Genomic DNA, 15,635 nt, shown 5'->3' with positions numbered 1-15,635 from the left:
CATGGTAAGGGTCGAGTGCTAAGGGAGGGCTAACGCCGGCACGCTTTGAGCCTGGGACAGGGCTCAATGACGAGGCGTCTCGCCCCTGAACAACGCGCCATGCCGCTTCATCAGCGCCACGATGCGGTCGCCGACGGCACGCACCGACGGCTCGTGCCGCTCCTCGTGATGGTTCACCAGCCACTGGTCGGTTTCAAGCTCGGCAATGGGCGGGGCGACACGCACCAGGCGCGGATCGCTGTCGCCCACGAAGCAGGGAAAGACCGAAAGCCCCGCCCCGGCCGCCACCAGTTCGCGCACGCCCATGGCGTCATTGCCGCGCACGGCGATGCGGTCGCCATGGCGCGCCTGCATCCAGCGCGACGAATGGGTCTGTCCGCTTTCGCCCGCCACGCCGACGAAATAGCCGGCCTTGATGCCGTTGACGAGGTTAAGCCCCGAATAGATGGCATAGGCCACCGTGCCGATCAGCCGCCCGGCCAGCCATTGCTCGGTCGGCCGCTCGTTGCGGATGCCCAGATCGGCATTGCGCCGGCCGATATCGACCTTCTGCATCGCAGTGACGAATTCCAGCCCGAAGCGGTCCTCGACCGTCCAGATGTCGCCGATATGGCTGGCGACGAAGGCCGATGTCCACGAGCCGGCCGAAAGCCGCACCACCCGCTCGCCAATGGCCCCTTCCTTCCAGCGCCGGAGCGACAGCATGGCCGCCTCCACATCCTCGGCGCGGGCCAGCAGGTCTTCGCCCGCCTGGGTGAGCCGATAGCCGGTCTGGCTGCGATGGAACAGCGGCTCGCCGACCTGCCGTTCCAGCGCCGCGACGCGCCGGCCCAGAGTGGCGGCGCTCAGCCGCGTCGTCTCGGTGGCGGCGCTGAGCCCGCCCAGCCGCGCCACGTCGAGAAACAGCCGCAGATCGTCCCAACTGAAGTCCATTTTTCACTTCTGCAAAGCTCATTGCAGACTCGACTATAGCGAAAACGCAGCAAAATGAGCAAGGTATGCCCAGACGGCGCCGACAGGGCGTTGTTGCGCAAAGCCGATACATCCAGACATGAAAATCCGAAACGCCCGCGTTTCGGCGCTGACCGTGCTTTGCCCGTTACGAAGGAGACGAGACATGTTTGGACCGCTGACCCGCAAATTCAATGACTGGCGCCTGCGCCGGATCGCCATCCGCAAGCTGCATACATTCGATGACCGGATGCTCGCCGATATCGGCACCGAGCGCGATAAGATCGCCTGCTTTGTCGACGAAACCACGCGCTGAGGTGACGGAAATGAAACTCAATACGCTCGGCCCGGTCGGCTCGGTCAGCCGCCTCACCCTTGGTGGCGGCGGCATCGGCCAGGTCTGGGGCCTGACCTCGCAGGAGGACGCGGTGGCAACGCTTCGCCACGCCGTCGACAGCGGCATCGACCTGATCGATGCCGCCCCCGGCTACAAGATTTGCGAGGCCATGATCGGTCGCGCCTTCGAGGGCAGGCTGCCGCATGGTGTCCGCGTCACCACCAAGCATGGCCTGGGCACGGTCCCCGCCGCAGAGGTCTATCCCCGGCTGCGCGTCTCGCTCGAAGCCAGCCTCAAGGCGATGCGGCTCGAGCGGGTCGATATGCTGCTGCTGCACAGCGAAATCCGGCCCGATGACTTCGAATATCCGGCGGGACAGCCGCCCAGGGACGAGCGCTCGACCAGCCTGTCGCTTTATCGCGAGGCGGTGCGGCCGGCCTTTGCCCGGCTGGTGGCCGAAGGGCTGATCGGCCATTGGGGCATTACCGGCATCAATCACGCCGCCGCCACCATCGATGCGCTCTCGGCTGGCCCCAGGCCTGCCGCCGTGCAGGCCATCGCCAACCTGCTCGACAGTCCGGGCGAAATGAACGGCACCGGCCTCGCCCCGCGCCCGCGCAGCGTCATTGCGGCCGCACAGGCCAATGGCGTCGGCGTCATGGGGGTGCGGGCGGTGCAGGCCGGGGCGCTGACCGCGGGGCTCGATCGCGCCGATACGTCGCCGACAGCCGAGGATTTCCGCCGCGCCGCGCCCTGGCGGGCCCTCTGCGCCCAATGGGGCGAGGACCCGGCCATTGTGGCACATCGCTATGCGCTGGGCATCGAGGGCGTCGATACGCTGGTGCTGGGCGTCAAGAATGTCGCCGAGCTCGACCAGGCGCTCGCCGCCGAGCGGCAGGGGCCGCTCGATGCCGAGCAGATGGCAGCCATCGACGCGCTGGGCCTGCGCTGAGGCATGGAGGGGCAATGTTTCAGTCGTCTCCCTCCCCCTTGCGGGCTTCGAACCGGCCGAAGGCAAAATCGCTCCAGTGGAGCGATTTTAGGCGAGAAGGATCAAGGGTGGGGGACTGTTTAGCCCCGATATCGTGGCTCCCAGCACCCCCTCCCAACCTCCCCCGTCAAGGGGGAGGAGCCGCCCGGTGGATGTGGTGAGATCGCGCCAGCTACATAGGGTGCCCCTCCTCAAGACCAGGTGCGTTGAGGCACATGTCACAAACAACAAGGGCCGCCCCATCGGAGCGGTCCTTGTTTAACCCATCCGTCGGCTCAGAGCTGGCTGATGCAGACCGAGGTGGTGCCGCGATTGCGGAAGCCCAGCTTGGTGGCCGCGGCCTTGGAGAGATCGATGATGCGGCTGCCATGGAACGGCCCGCGATCATTGATGGTGACTTCGATTTCGGCGCCGGTGCGCTGGTCGGTGACCATGACCCTGGTGCCGAAGGGCAGGGAGCGATGCGCCGCCGTCATGGCGTTCTCGTTGAAGATTTCTCCGGAGGCGGCCCGTTTCCCGTTGAAACCGGGACCGTACCAGGAGGCGCCGCCGCATTGGGCATAGGCTGCAGTGGAGAGGGAAAGGAAAGCTGCAGCAATGGCGGCGGCGGAAACGGCTTTGCTAATCAAACTCAGGCACTCACGTCAGTTGGAAGGTGAGCGCCGAGTAATGGGAAGGGCGGGCCACATTGTGCCCATATTGGCCGCAATGGGCCTGCCGGCGCCTTGTGTTGCCCATCTGCCGCAGCAATTCCGGCTCTATTGACGGTCGATTGCGGAGCGGGTCGGCACAATTGGAGGAAATGAATCCGGAATAGGCCTCATTCGTGGATTCATGCCGGTGAAGAACAGGGGTTTTGGGATTCACCTTGCGCCCTGTGGCCATGATGTCACGGTTCCGCGTCAACTGTGCCAAAACGGGTCATTGCGGCAGGTTCCATCGACAATCGAGGCCCGCCAGTGGCCCGCGCGGCCCGATTATGGCGTGATTGTGGCGGATGTCGCTATTCAATTTTGAATGAGAAGCGCCCGTTTTTGGCCAATTCAGCGCATCGATGAATGGTCTTATGTCTATGTCACCGCAAGGGAGAGTTCGCCATGACCGCTACCAATCATCCCGCCGCCGACGCCATCCTGCTGCAGCGCCTCGAAGGCCTTGCCGCCCTCGTCCTGGCCGTGGCCGCTTATATCTGGCTCGGCCAGTCCTGGTGGGTCTTTGCCCTGCTGTTCCTCGTGCCAGACATCACCATGCTGGCTTACCTGCGTTCGGCCCGTCTGGGCGCGCTGAGCTACAATCTGGGCCACACCTATGCCGCGCCTGCCCTACTGGCGCTGGCCGGCTTGGCCGTCGGTCCGCTGGCCTATGGCCTTGCTGCCATCTGGGTCGCCCATATTGGCTTCGATCGCCTGCTTGGCTACGGTCTCAAGCTCGACAGCTTCGAAGCGACCCATCTCGGTCCCATCGGCAAGGCGGGCCGCAGCCGCTAGTCCCTCGCCACGCGATAATCCATGTGGGTGGTGAACCGCGTCGCCCGCGCGCCGGCGGGTTCCAGCGTCGCCGTCAGCCCGTGCCACAGGCATTCGCCCGCCCCGAGCACCACCGGTGCGATCTGCAGGTGCAGCATGTCCACCGCACCGGCATTGAGATAGTGCCGCAATGTGCTGACTCCGCCGGCAATCACCACATTGCGCCCGCCCGCCGCCTGCCTGGCCCGCGCCATCGCCACCTCCGGCCCCTCGGTCACGAAGTGAAACACCGTGCCGCCCTCCATTTCGATTGGCGGCCGCGCGTGATGGGTCAACACGAAGACCGGCGCATGATAGGGCGGATTCGGGCCCCACCAGCCTTTCCACTCGGCCTCCCAGGCGTCCGGACCCGGTGCGGCAAACATGTTCCGCCCCATGAGAAAGGCGCCATAGTCGCAGATGGCATCGATCTCGGCTTTGTTGTTCTCGGCGTCCTCGATCATCCAGCGATGCAGGGGTTCCCCCTCGGGGATGTCGCCGAAGGGCTTTTCTCGTGTCTGGTTAAGGCCCGTGCCGAAACCGTCGAGCGACAGGCTCATATGGGCGTGGACTTGCTGGGTCATTTCCGGCTCCATCACTTAATTTATAACTTAAGTAATGCGGCACGGAAAGGCGATTGTCAAGTGGACGCTTAACAATTCAGCCTGCGTCGCGGAGGCGCGGCGCCTGAACCATCATTTCCGGGCCGCTCCCCACCCGTTCCGCCAGTCCGTGGGCGACTAGCGTCTTGAGAAATTTCCCGCGACCGCTGAGCCGCGTGGCCAGAGCAGGCTCCGCTGCGATGATGGCCCGTGTCAGGTTGACCGGCGAAATCGGCCCCTGCTTGCTCGCCGTCGCAACGGCCCGCTGGAGCCGCGCCATCTCGCCTTTGTCGAGCTGGATTGCTTCAATGGCCTTCTCCGCCATGGGTTTCATCGGCGCGAAAAGTTCAAATGCCGAGCAGGCAGCCCGAAACGTGGCGCTCGGCTCCACGCGACCCATGCCCAGGACAGTGAGACCTGCATTGCGCAAGCGCAGGGCCAGCGGGGTGAAATCGCGGTCATGGGTGACCAGCGCCATCGTGTCGATCTTGCCGGCATGGGCGATGTCCATCGCCTCAATGGTCAGACGGATATCGGCGGCGTTCTTGCCCTTGCCCAGGCCCGGCTGCATGACCAGTTCGATGCCATGCGCGCGGGCACATTCGACCCAGTTCGATAGGGTTGCTGCGGAGAAATCGCCCACTGCCCGCATGACGACGATGCGGCCGCGCGCCGCCAGCGTGTTCAGTGCGCGGCCCGCCGTAACGCAGTCGATATTCTCGGCATCGAACAGGACGGCAATCTGCTGCAGGGTCATGGCTGGCTCCGTTCGCGATAAGCCTAGCGTTGCCTGCTGAATCGATCACGGTGCCTTTACCTGCAATTTTAGCTTTTGCGAGGGGCTGTACTTCGTGGCGTCAGCCCAAAGAGGAACAGTTGTTCGAGATAGCGGGCGGCGTCCTCGAAGCGGCCTTCGCCGCCGCGGTCCTTGCCCAGCACCGCCCGCACCTGCACGTCGAAATCGGCATAATGCTGGGTGGTGGCCCAGATCGAAAAGATCAGGTGATAGGGATCGGTATGGGCGAGCTTGCCCTGGTCCATCCAGCCGAGCAGAATCTGGGCCTTTTCGTCGACGAGGTTTCTGAGATCGACTTCGAGCATCTCGATGATGCGCGGTGCGCCCTGCAGCATTTCATTGGCGAAAAGCCGGCTTTCGCGCGGAAAGTCGCGTGCCATTTCCAGCTTGCGCCGGATATAGGAGCGGATTTCGGGGAAGGGATCGCCTGTCGCATCCATTTCCTTGAGCGGCGCCAGCCAGGTGTCCAGCAGAGCCGACATCAGCCGGCGATGGATCTCCTCCTTGCGGGGGAAATAATAGAGCAGATTGGGTTTGCTCATCCCGGCCACCTCGGCGATCTGGTCGATGGTGGAGCCGCGGAAGCCGTGCATCGAAAACACGTCGAGCGCCGCTTCGAGAATGAGGTCCTGCTTCTCGCGCTGGATGCGCGTCAGCGGACGTGGCTTGGCATGCGGATGCGCCGCCGCCTTGGCGTCAGCCTTGTGCTGGCGTTTCGGGGGCATTGCCGGCTCGGCACTTTTCACTTTGTTCGGCGGCATTTTCGCCTTGCTAGAAAGTTTGGGAGTGCTAACATTTTTCCAACTGGTCAAAATTTTTGGGAACTTCATGCTCCCACGTCAAGAGACAAATGACGGATCAGTGCAGAATCAACGGGAGCGAGGGTTTCGTGTCCAATTCAAATGCCGTGGTGCCGAACGACCTGAATGCGTTCTGGATGCCCTTTACGGCAAATCGCCAGTTCAAGAAATCCCCGCGCATGTTCGTCGCTGCCAGGGACATGCACTACACCACCTCCGATGGCCGTCAGGTGCTCGACGGCACGGCGGGCCTGTGGTGCGTCAATGCCGGCCATGCCCGCCCCAGGATCGTCGAAGCCATCGCCAAACAGGCGGCCGAACTCGATTACGCCCCCGCCTTCCAGATGGGCCATCCCAAGGCGTTCGAGCTGGCCAACCGCATCGTCGATATCGCGCCCAAGGGGCTCGACCATGTGCTGTTCACCAATTCGGGTTCCGAATCGGTGGAAACCGCGCTCAAGGTGGCGCTCGCCTATCACCGGGTGAAGGGCGACGGCGCCCGCTCCCGCCTGATCGGCCGCGAGCGCGCCTATCACGGCGTCAATTTCGGCGGCATTTCGGTGGGCGGCATCGTCACCAACCGCAAGATGTTCGGCAGCCTGCTCACCGGCGTCGACCATATGCCGCATACCCATAACCTGGCAAAGAACGCTTTCTCCAAGGGCCTGCCCGAATATGGCGTGGAGCTGGCCGATGAGCTCGAGCGCATCGTTACCCTGCACGATGCCTCGACCATCGCTGCGGTCATCGTCGAGCCGGTGGCCGGCTCGACCGGCGTCCTGATCCCCCCCGCCGGCTATCTCCAGCGCCTGCGCGAGATCACCAGGAAGCACGGCATCCTGCTGATCTTCGACGAGGTCATTACCGGCTTCGGTCGTCTCGGCACCCCCTTCGGCGCCGATTATTTCGGCGTCACCCCCGATATCATGGTCACCGCCAAGGGTCTCACCAATGGCGTCATCCCGATGGGCGCGGTGCTGGTCAGCTCGGAAATCCACGACGCCTTCATGGGTGGCCCCGAACACGTCATCGAGTTCTTCCACGGCTATACCTATTCGGGCAATCCCATCGCCTCGGCGGCGGGTCTCGCCACGCTCGAGACCTACAAGGAAGAGGGCCTGCTGACCCGCGGCGCCGAGCTGGCCCCGGTGTGGCAGGATGCTTTGCACTCGCTCAAAGGCGAGCCGCATGTCATCGATATCAGGAATATCGGGCTGGTCGGCGCCATCGAGCTCGAACCCATTGCCGGCTCGCCCACCAAGCGCGCCTTCTCGGCCTTCGTGAAGGCCTTCGAGGACGGCTACCTGATCCGCACCACCGGCGACATCATCGCGCTCAGCCCGCCGCTGATCGTCAGCAAGGATCAGATTGCCGAACTGATCGACGCCCTGCGCAAAGTGTTGAGGAGCATCGACTGATGGCTGTCATCGAAAATGCCGTTGCCGGCAAACGCTACGTCTCTGCCTCCACCCGCCGCGTGCCGGTGTTCAATCCGGCCACCGGCGAGCAATCGGCCGAACTGCCGCTTTCCACCATGGCCGAGCTGAACGAGGCCGTCGCCTCCTCCAAGAAGGCGCAGGTCGCCTGGGGCAATACCCCACCGATGAAGCGCGCTCGCGTCATGTTCAGGTTCAAGGCCCTGCTCGATCAATATGCCGACGATCTCGCCCGCGAAATCTCGCGCGAGCATGGCAAGGTGCATGACGATGCCCTGGGCGAAGTGGCGCGTGGCATCGACTGCGTCGATTACGCCTGCGGCATTCCCCAACTGCTCAAGGGCGAATTTTCCCGCAATGTCGGCCCCAGCATCGACACCTATTCCGATCGCCAGCCGCTCGGCGTTGTGGCGGGCATCACCCCGTTCAACTTCCCGGCCATGGTGCCGATGTGGATGTATCCGGCGGCCATTGCCTGCGGCAATGCCTTCATCCTCAAACCTTCCGAACGCGACCCCAGCGCCTCCATGCTGGCCTGGAACCTCTTCATGGAAGCCGGCCTGCCCGAAGGCATTCTCAACATCGTCCATGGCGACAAGGAAATGGTCGACGGCATTCTCGACCACCCCGATATCAAGGCGGTGAGCTTTGTCGGTTCGACCCCAATTGCGGAGTACGTCTACCAGCGCGGCACGAAAGCGGGAAAACGCGTGCAGGCCCTGGGCGGCGCCAAGAACCACATGGTCATCCTGCCCGACGCCGATCTCGACCAGGCCGCCGATGCGCTGATGGGCGCCGGCTATGGCTCGGCCGGTGAGCGCTGCATGGCGATTTCCGTTGCGGTGCCGGTGGGCAAGGAAACTGCCGATGCGCTGGTGGCCAAGCTCAAGCCGCGCGTCGAGTCGCTGAAGATCGGTCCGGCTACCGACAAGGACGCCGAAATGGGTCCTGTCGTCACCAAGATGCACCGCGACAAGATTGTCGGTTACATCGACTCGGGCGTCGAGCAGGGCGCAGAACTGGTCGTCGACGGCCGCGGCTTCAAGCTGCAGGGCTATGAAGGCGGCTATTATGTCGGCGGCACCCTGTTCGACAATGTCACGCCGGACATGACCATCTACAAGGAAGAAATCTTCGGCCCCGTCCTCTCGGTGGTGCGCGCCGATGATTACAATTCTGCGGTCAAGCTCATCAACGACCATGAATATGCCAATGGCACTGCCATCTTCACCCGCGACGGCGACGCCGCCCGCGAATTCGCCGACAAGATCGAGGTCGGCATGGTCGGCGTCAACGTGCCCATTCCCGTGCCGGTGGCCTACCACTCCTTCGGTGGCTGGAAGCGCTCGTTGTTCGGCGATCACTCCATCTACGGCCCCGAAGGCGTCCACTTCTACACCCGCCTCAAGACCGTCACCACCCGCTGGCCCGCCGGCATCAAGGGTGGCGCCGAATTCAGCTTCCCGAGCGTGAAATAGGACCTTGCCCATGTCTGCCCCAGGAGAAAACCTTCGCATCAATGGTGATCGGCTCTGGGACAGCCTCATGGACATGGCCCGGATCGGCCCCGGCATAGCAGGGGGCAATAATCGCCAGACGCTGACCGACAGCGACAAGGAAGGGCGCGCGCTCTTCCAGCGCTGGTGCGAGGATGCCGGTCTCACCATGGGCGTCGACAAGATGGGCACCATGTTCATGACCCGTCCGGGCACCGACCCCGATGCGCTACCGGTCTATGTCGGCTCCCATCTCGATACCCAGCCGACCGGCGGCAAATATGATGGCGTGCTGGGCGTGCTGGCGGGGCTCGAACTCGTGCGCACCATGAACGACCTCGGCATCAAGACGAAACACCCCATCGTCGTCACCAACTGGACCAATGAAGAAGGCGCGCGTTTCGCACCAGCGATGCTGGCCTCCGGTGTCTTTGCCGGCATACACACGCTCGAATACGCTTATGACCGCAAGGATCAGGAGGGCAAGAGCTTCGGTGACGAGCTGCAGCGCATCGGCTGGGTCGGCGAGGAGCCGGTCGGCGCCCGCAAGATGCACGCCTATTTCGAATATCACATCGAGCAGGGCCCTATCCTCGAAGCCGAGAACAAGCAGATCGGCGTCGTCACCCACGGTCAGGGCCTGTGGTGGCTCGAATTCACTTTGACCGGCAAGGAGGCCCATACCGGTTCCACCCCGATGAATATGCGCGTCAATGCGGGCCTCGCTATGGCGCGGATTCTCGAAATGGTTCAGGCCGTCGCCATGGATCACCAGCCCGGCGCCGTCGGTGGTGTCGGCCAGATGAAGTTCGCGCCCAATTCGCGCAACGTCTTGCCGGGTGCGGTAATCTTCACCGTCGATATCCGCTCGCCGGAACTGGGCAAGCTCAATGCCATGCGCGGGCAGATCGAAAGCAAGGCACAGGCGATCTGTGCCGAACTCGGCGTCGGCTATGCGATGGAGGCAGTTGGTCATTTCGACCCCGTCACCTTCGATGCGACCCTGGTGGGTCGCGTTCGCGCTGCGGCCGAGAAGCTCGGCTATAGCCACATGGACATCATCTCCGGCGCCGGCCACGACGCCTGCTGGGCCAACAAGGTGGCGCCATCGACCATGGTCATGTGCCCCTGCGTCGACGGGCTGTCGCATAACGAAGCCGAGGACATTTCCAGGGAATGGGCCACGGCGGGAGCGGATGTGCTGTTCCACGCGGTGGTGGAGACGGCGGAGATCGTCGAATAGCAAGCAATTTTGTCTGCGGGTGCCGAGGGAAACAGGGCGCGCGAGACATGGAATTATAGGGAATGCAGCATGAGCAAAGTCATCAAGAACGGCACCATTGTCACCGCTGATCTGACTTACAAGGCCGATGTCAAGATCGAGGGCGACGTGATCGTCGAGATCGGCCAGAACCTCTCCGGCGACGAGACTCTGGATGCCACGGGCTGCTACATCATGCCGGGTGGCATCGACCCCCATACCCATCTCGAAATGCCCTTCATGGGCACCTATTCGGCCGATGATTTCGAATCCGGCACCCGCGCCGGCCTGGCCGGCGGCACGACCATGGTGGTGGATTTCTGCCTGCCCAATCCCAACCAGTCCCTGCTCGAGGCCCTCTCGATGTGGGACAACAAATCCGGCAAGGCGAGCGCCGACTATTCCTTCCACATGGCCATCACCTGGTGGGGCGAGCAGGTGTGGCGGGAAATGGCCGAGGTGGTCGATCGCGGCATAACCAGCTTCAAGCATTTCATGGCCTATAAGGGCAGCCTGATGGTCAATGACGACGAGATGTTCTCGTCGTTCCAGCGCTGCGCCGATCTGGGCGCGCTGCCGCTGGTGCATGCCGAAAATGGCGATGTCGTCGCCGCGATGACGGCCAAGCTCCTCGCCGAGGGCAATAACGGGCCCGAGGCGCATGCCTATTCCCGGCCGCCGGAAGTCGAGGGCGAGGCCACCAATCGCGCCATCATGATCGCCGACATGGCCGGCGTGCCGCTCTATGTGGTGCATGTCTCGGCCGAGCAGAGCCACGAAGCCATTCGTCGCGCGCGGCAAAAGGGCATGCGCGTCTATGGCGAGCCGCTGATCCAGCACCTGACGCTGGATGAAAGCGAATATTTCAACGCCGACTGGGACCACGCCGCCCGCCGGGTGATGTCGCCGCCCTTCCGCAACAAGAGCCATCAGGATTCGCTGTGGGCCGGGCTGCAATCGGGCTCGCTCTCGGTCGTCGCCACCGATCACTGCGCCTTCACCACCGACCAGAAGCGGACCGGCATCGGCAATTTCGCCAAGATACCCAACGGGACCGGGGGTCTCGAAGATCGCCTGCCGGTGCTGTGGACGGCGGGGGTGAATACCGGCCGGCTGACCATGAACGAATTCGTGGCCGTCACTTCGACCAATATCGCCAAGATCCTGAACCTCTACCCGAAAAAGGGTGCCGTGCTGGTGGGGGCCGACGCCGACCTGGTGGTGTGGGATCCCAAGCGCAGCAAGACCATCTCGGCTTCGAGCCAGCAGTCGGTCATCGACTACAATGTGTTCGAGGGTTTCAAGGTCACCGGCCTGCCGCGCTTCGTGCTCTCCCGCGGCAAGGTCTCGATTGTCGAAAACGAGGTCAAGGCCGAGCCGGGCCATGGCAAATTCGTCGCCCGCGAAGCGAAAAATCCCGTGAACCGGGCGCTGAGCCAGTGGAAAGAAATCGTCGCGCCCCGCAAGGTGGAACGATCGGGTATTCCGGCGTCGGGGGTTTGATGGTTTTGATGGACTGGACCAAGGCCTCCTCACCCGGTTGCTTCGCAACCGACCTCTCCCCCCAGGGAGAGGTTAGAAAGAACAGTCTGGTCGCGCAGCGACACCTCTCCCTCTGGGGGAGAGGTCGCCGCGCAGCGGCGGGTGAGGGGGCCTTGCTTTGACCAGCGTCGTCTCCGCCACCAATCTTGGCCTGACCTTCAAGACCAATGATGGCGACGTCGTTGCGCTGAGCGATGTCAATCTCACCATCGAGAAGGGGGAATTCGTTTCCTTCATCGGCCCCTCGGGCTGCGGCAAGACCACCTTCCTGCGCACCATTGCCGATCTGGAGCGACCCACCTCGGGCAGCCTGACCATCAATGGCCAGGCGCCCGAGCGGGCGCGCAAGGACCGGGCCTATGGCTATGTGTTCCAGGCGCCGGCGCTCTATCCGTGGCGCACCATCGAGAAGAATGTCGCCCTGCCGCTCGAAATCATGGGTTACACGTCGGCCCAGCAAGCCGAGCGCGTCAAACGCACCATGGACCTGGTGAACCTTGCCGGCTTCGAGAAGAAATATCCCTGGCAATTGTCGGGCGGCATGCAGCAACGCGCCTCCATCGCCCGAGCCCTGTCCTTCGATGCCGACCTGCTGCTGATGGACGAGCCCTTCGGCGCGCTGGACGAAATCGTGCGCGACCACCTCAATTCCGAGCTGCTCAAGCTGTGGGATCGCACCGGCAAGACCATCTGCTTCGTGACCCACTCCATTCCCGAGGCGGTGTATCTGTCGACCAAGATCGTGGTCATGTCCCCTCGCCCCGGTCGCGTGACCGATGTGATCGAGAGCGACCTGCCCGGGGAGCGCCCACTCGACATCCGCGAAACACCGGAATTTCTGGCGATCGCGGCACGGGTACGCGACGGGTTGCGGGCCGGACACAGCTATGAGGAGGCGCTGTGATGCGTCGCGCAGGGCCGGTCATCGTCGTCCTGCTCGCCATAATCGTGGTCTGGTACGCTGCCGCCATCGGCATGAACGCGCCATGGCAGACGACACTCAATACGCGGGCCAATCTCACCGACGTGCCCTTCACTGAATTCGCCCTGCAGACCTGGGCGCAGGACCGGCCGGTGCTGCCGGCGCCGCATCAGGTCGTCGGCGAAATCTGGAATGCCACCGTGGCGCTGGAGCTGACCTCGAAGCGCTCGCTGGCCTATCACGGCTGGATCACCCTCAGCTCGACGCTGCTGGGCTTCGTGCTGGGCACCGCGCTGGGCGTCGTCCTAGCCGTGTTCATCGTGCACAACGAGGCGGCCAATCGTTCGCTGATGCCCTGGATCATCGCCAGCCAAACCATTCCCATCCTGGCCATCGCGCCCATGGTGGTGGTGGGGCTGGGTTCGGTCGGCATTACCGGCACGGTACCGCGCGCCCTGATCTCGATGTATCTCAGTTTCTTCCCGGTCGTGGTCGGCATGGTCAAGGGCCTGCGCTCGCCCGAGAGCATCCAGCTCGACCTGATGCATACCTATGACGCCTCGCCGTGGCAGACCTTCTGGAAGCTGCGCTGGCCCGCCGCCATGCCCATCCTCTTCGCCTCGATGAAGGTGGGCATTGCGATTTCGCTGGTCGGCGCGGTGGTGAGCGAGCTCTCCAACGCCGCTGGCGGCGGGCTGGGTGTCCGGCTGCTGACCGGCTCCTATAATGGCCAGACCATCCAGATCTGGGCCGCCTTGTTCATCGCCGCGGCGCTGGCGGCCATATTGGTGATGATCGTCGGCGCGGCCGAACGCATGGTCAATGCCCGCATGGGGGTGCGTCCCGCATGAGCCAGTTGCAATACTTCCTGGCTCTTGTCGCGGGCGGCCTCGCCACCGCAGCCCTTGCCTATAGTTTCGTCACGCCGTTCGAGCAGGCGCTGCTGCTCAAGGCCTTCCTGGCTCTGGGCTGCCTATCGCTGATCCGCTTCTTCGTGCCGCTGGGCCTGTGGGTCGATGGCGCCCTTGCGCTGCTGGGGGCCGTGGCCGTGCTCACCAGCATCGGGGCATTTGTGCCGCCACTGCCATTTTTCTGGATGGCGGTGGTAGTGGCCTGGCTGTTTGCCTGGCTGTTCGTGGAACGCCTCAGCAAGAGCCTGGCGCCGCGCCTTAGCGACAATGCCGGGCTGGGCCTGCTGATCCCCGTGGTCTTCGGGGCGGCCCTGCTGGTCATCTGGGAAGTGGTGACGCGGGGCGCCAATGTGCCGCCAGTTTTGCTGCCCGCGCCTTCGGCGATCGGCGCGCAACTGGCCAATTCAGCCCCGATCCTGTGGGCCGATTTCGTGCAGACCTTCATCAAGTCGGTGCTGCCCGGCTTTGCCATCGGGTGCCTGTCGGGCCTCGTCGTCGCAATCCTGGTTGATCGGTCGCCCTTCCTCAAGGCAGGGCTGTTGCCGATCGGCAATTTCATGTCGGCGCTGCCCATTATCGGCATCGCGCCGATCATGGTGATGTGGTTCGGCTTCGACTGGCAGTCGAAGGCCGCCGTCGTCGTGGCGATGACCTTCTTTCCCATGCTGGTCAACACCGTGGCCGGCCTCAATGCCAGTTCCAGCATCGAGCGCGACCTGATGCGCACCTATGCTGCCGACTACTGGCAAACCCTTCTGAAGCTACGACTTCCCGCCGCCGGGCCCTTCATCTTCAACGCCCTCAAGATCAACTCGACTCTGGCTTTGATCGGCGCAATCGTAGCGGAATTCTTCGGGACGCCCGTTGTGGGAATGGGCTTCCGAATATCGACAGGCGTTGGCCGGTTGGCCATCGATCTGGTCTGGGCGGAGATCGCCGTTGCAGCGATCGCGGGGTCCGCCTTCTACGGGGTGATCGCCCTCATAGAAAGGGGCGTCACCTTCTGGCATCCGTCTGTCCGTGGTGGACGGGCGTAACAGGGAAAAGGGAACGAAAATGAAGAATACTATCGCAGGTCTGCTCGTCGGCGCCCTGGCGCTTTCGACCGCACCCGCCTTTGCACAGGACGCGCTGACGCTGCAGCTCAAATGGGTGACCCAGGCGCAGTTTGCCGGCTATCTCGTTGCCGAATCCAAGGGCTTCTACGACGAGGAAAACCTCGACGTCACCATCCTGGCCGGCGGCCCCAATATTGCCCCCGAACAGGTGATTGCCGGCGGTGGCGCCGACATCATCGTGACCTGGATGGCGGCCGGCATGGCTGCCCGCGAAAGCGGCGTGCCGCTGGTCAATATCGCCCAGCCGTTCAAGCGAAGCGGCCTGATGATGATCTGTCCGACCGAAACCGAGATCAAGACGGTCGCCGATTTCCCTGGCCACACGCTGGGCGTCTGGTTCTTCGGCAATGAATATCCGTTCTTCGCCTGGATGAACAAGGAAGGCATTGCCACCGACGGCTCGGAAGGCGGTGTCACCGTGCTGCAGCAGAGCTTCGACATCCAGCCGATGATCCAGGGCCAGGCCGACTGCATCTCGGTCATGACCTATAACGAATACGGCCAGGCGCTCGATGCCGGCTACGGGCCGGACAACCTGACCATCTTCAACTATACCGAAATGGGCAATGACCTGCTCGAAGACGGCCTCTATGTCCTCGAAGACAGCCTCAGCGACCCGGCCAAGGTCGATGCCTATACCCGCTTCGTCCGCGCCTCGATGAAGGGCTGGGCCTATGCCGCCGAAAACCCGGAAGAAGCCGCCCAGATCGTCGTCGACATGGACGATACCGGCGCCGCGACCCTCGACCACCAGCTCTACATGACCGGCGAAGTCGCCAAGCTGGTCGATCCCACCGACCCCAAGCTCGACATGGCCACCTATGAGCGGACGGTGAAGGCCCTGCTCGACCAGTCGATCATCAAGGCCGAGCCGGAAGGTGCCTATACGACCGTGGTCACCGACGGCCTCTAGGCCACGCAGCATTGCCTGTACATGAAGGCGGGGAGCGATCCCCGCCTTTTTGCT

The 15,635-nt window shown here is 63.4% G+C and carries 16 protein-coding genes; 11 read left to right on the top strand and 5 right to left on the bottom strand.

The annotated features are described in order from the left end of the window. Positions 1–63: 63 nt before the first annotated feature. Entirely contained in the window at positions 64–933 is an 870-nt protein-coding gene (locus ASD80_RS07135) for a LysR family transcriptional regulator (protein ID WP_056230774.1), read from the bottom strand. A gap of 184 nt (positions 934–1,117) precedes the next feature. On the opposite strand from ASD80_RS07135, the gene ASD80_RS18470 reads away from it, so the two are divergent. Both ASD80_RS18470 and ASD80_RS07130 read left to right on the top strand, forming a co-directional pair. After that, positions 1,118–1,267: a DUF1127 domain-containing protein gene (locus ASD80_RS18470; protein ID WP_162247331.1), complete on the top strand. Its 150-nt coding sequence runs from the start codon at positions 1,118–1,120 to the stop codon at positions 1,265–1,267. A 10-nt stretch (positions 1,268–1,277) separates the two neighbouring features. Beyond that, positions 1,278–2,240, top strand: coding sequence for an aldo/keto reductase (locus ASD80_RS07130; RefSeq protein WP_056230772.1), 963 nt, complete (start codon positions 1,278–1,280; stop codon positions 2,238–2,240). A gap of 314 nt (positions 2,241–2,554) precedes the next feature. On the opposite strand, the gene ASD80_RS07125 is transcribed toward ASD80_RS07130, so the two are convergent. Next, positions 2,555–2,908 (bottom strand): septal ring lytic transglycosylase RlpA family protein, encoded by a 354-nt coding sequence (locus tag ASD80_RS07125; protein ID WP_056230770.1) that lies wholly within the window; start codon positions 2,906–2,908, stop codon positions 2,555–2,557. Positions 2,909–3,376: 468 nt separating this feature from the next. On the opposite strand from ASD80_RS07125, the gene ASD80_RS07120 reads away from it, so the two are divergent. Further along, the gene (locus ASD80_RS07120; RefSeq protein WP_056230769.1) at positions 3,377–3,766 is read left to right on the top strand and encodes a DUF4260 family protein; all 390 of its coding nucleotides are present in this window, start codon (positions 3,377–3,379) and stop codon (positions 3,764–3,766) included. Here ASD80_RS07120 and ASD80_RS07115 read toward each other — a convergent pair. The 3 genes from ASD80_RS07115 to ASD80_RS07105 all read right to left on the bottom strand — a co-directional run bounded on the left by ASD80_RS07115 (position 3,763) and on the right by ASD80_RS07105 (position 5,907). After that, positions 3,763–4,368 (bottom strand): dihydrofolate reductase family protein, encoded by a 606-nt coding sequence (locus tag ASD80_RS07115; RefSeq protein ID WP_056231329.1) that lies wholly within the window; start codon positions 4,366–4,368, stop codon positions 3,763–3,765. The genes ASD80_RS07120 and ASD80_RS07115 overlap by 4 nt on opposite strands. Before the next feature lie 76 nt (positions 4,369–4,444). Further along, entirely contained in the window at positions 4,445–5,143 is a 699-nt protein-coding gene (locus ASD80_RS07110) for an NYN domain-containing protein (RefSeq protein ID WP_056230768.1), read from the bottom strand. 68 nt (positions 5,144–5,211) lie between these two features. Further along, on the bottom strand, positions 5,212–5,907 hold the full coding sequence (locus ASD80_RS07105; protein WP_056230766.1) for a TetR family transcriptional regulator C-terminal domain-containing protein: 696 nt from the start codon (positions 5,905–5,907) through the stop codon (positions 5,212–5,214). Between the two features lie 212 nt (positions 5,908–6,119). Here ASD80_RS07105 and ASD80_RS07100 point away from each other — a divergent pair, with 212 nt between their 5' ends. The 8 genes from ASD80_RS07100 to ASD80_RS07065 all read left to right on the top strand — a co-directional run bounded on the left by ASD80_RS07100 (position 6,120) and on the right by ASD80_RS07065 (position 15,581). Then, the gene (locus tag ASD80_RS07100) at positions 6,120–7,400 is read left to right on the top strand and encodes an aspartate aminotransferase family protein (RefSeq protein WP_244488966.1); all 1,281 of its coding nucleotides are present in this window, start codon (positions 6,120–6,122) and stop codon (positions 7,398–7,400) included. After that, positions 7,400–8,896, top strand: a complete 1,497-nt coding sequence (locus ASD80_RS07095) for a CoA-acylating methylmalonate-semialdehyde dehydrogenase (protein ID WP_056230765.1) — start codon at positions 7,400–7,402, stop codon at positions 8,894–8,896. Before ASD80_RS07100 ends, ASD80_RS07095 begins: the two co-directional genes overlap by 1 nt. Before the next feature lie 10 nt (positions 8,897–8,906). Next, entirely contained in the window at positions 8,907–10,157 is a 1,251-nt protein-coding gene (locus tag ASD80_RS07090; protein WP_056230763.1) for a Zn-dependent hydrolase, read from the top strand. Positions 10,158–10,226: 69 nt separating this feature from the next. Continuing rightward, positions 10,227–11,678: a dihydropyrimidinase gene (hydA, locus tag ASD80_RS07085; protein ID WP_056230762.1), complete on the top strand. Its 1,452-nt coding sequence runs from the start codon at positions 10,227–10,229 to the stop codon at positions 11,676–11,678. A gap of 157 nt (positions 11,679–11,835) precedes the next feature. Continuing rightward, positions 11,836–12,621: an ABC transporter ATP-binding protein gene (locus tag ASD80_RS07080; protein WP_056230760.1), complete on the top strand. Its 786-nt coding sequence runs from the start codon at positions 11,836–11,838 to the stop codon at positions 12,619–12,621. Next, positions 12,621–13,490, top strand: coding sequence for an ABC transporter permease (locus ASD80_RS07075; RefSeq protein ID WP_056230758.1), 870 nt, complete (start codon positions 12,621–12,623; stop codon positions 13,488–13,490). The genes ASD80_RS07080 and ASD80_RS07075 overlap by 1 nt, the downstream gene beginning before the upstream one ends. Continuing rightward, entirely contained in the window at positions 13,487–14,587 is a 1,101-nt protein-coding gene (locus ASD80_RS07070; protein WP_082555122.1) for an ABC transporter permease, read from the top strand. Before ASD80_RS07075 ends, ASD80_RS07070 begins: the two co-directional genes overlap by 4 nt. A gap of 19 nt (positions 14,588–14,606) precedes the next feature. After that, complete coding sequence (locus ASD80_RS07065; RefSeq protein WP_056230757.1) at positions 14,607–15,581, top strand: ABC transporter substrate-binding protein; 975 nt, start codon at positions 14,607–14,609, stop codon at positions 15,579–15,581. Positions 15,582–15,635: the final 54 nt, after the last annotated feature.

Origin of the sequence: Devosia sp. Root635 (assembly GCF_001427605.1) — a bacterium.
In the GTDB taxonomy this organism is placed as follows: domain Bacteria; phylum Pseudomonadota; class Alphaproteobacteria; order Rhizobiales; family Devosiaceae; genus Devosia.
The sequence above is the reverse complement of the archived record's forward strand: the minus strand, read 5'-3'. Positions and strand labels throughout refer to the sequence as shown.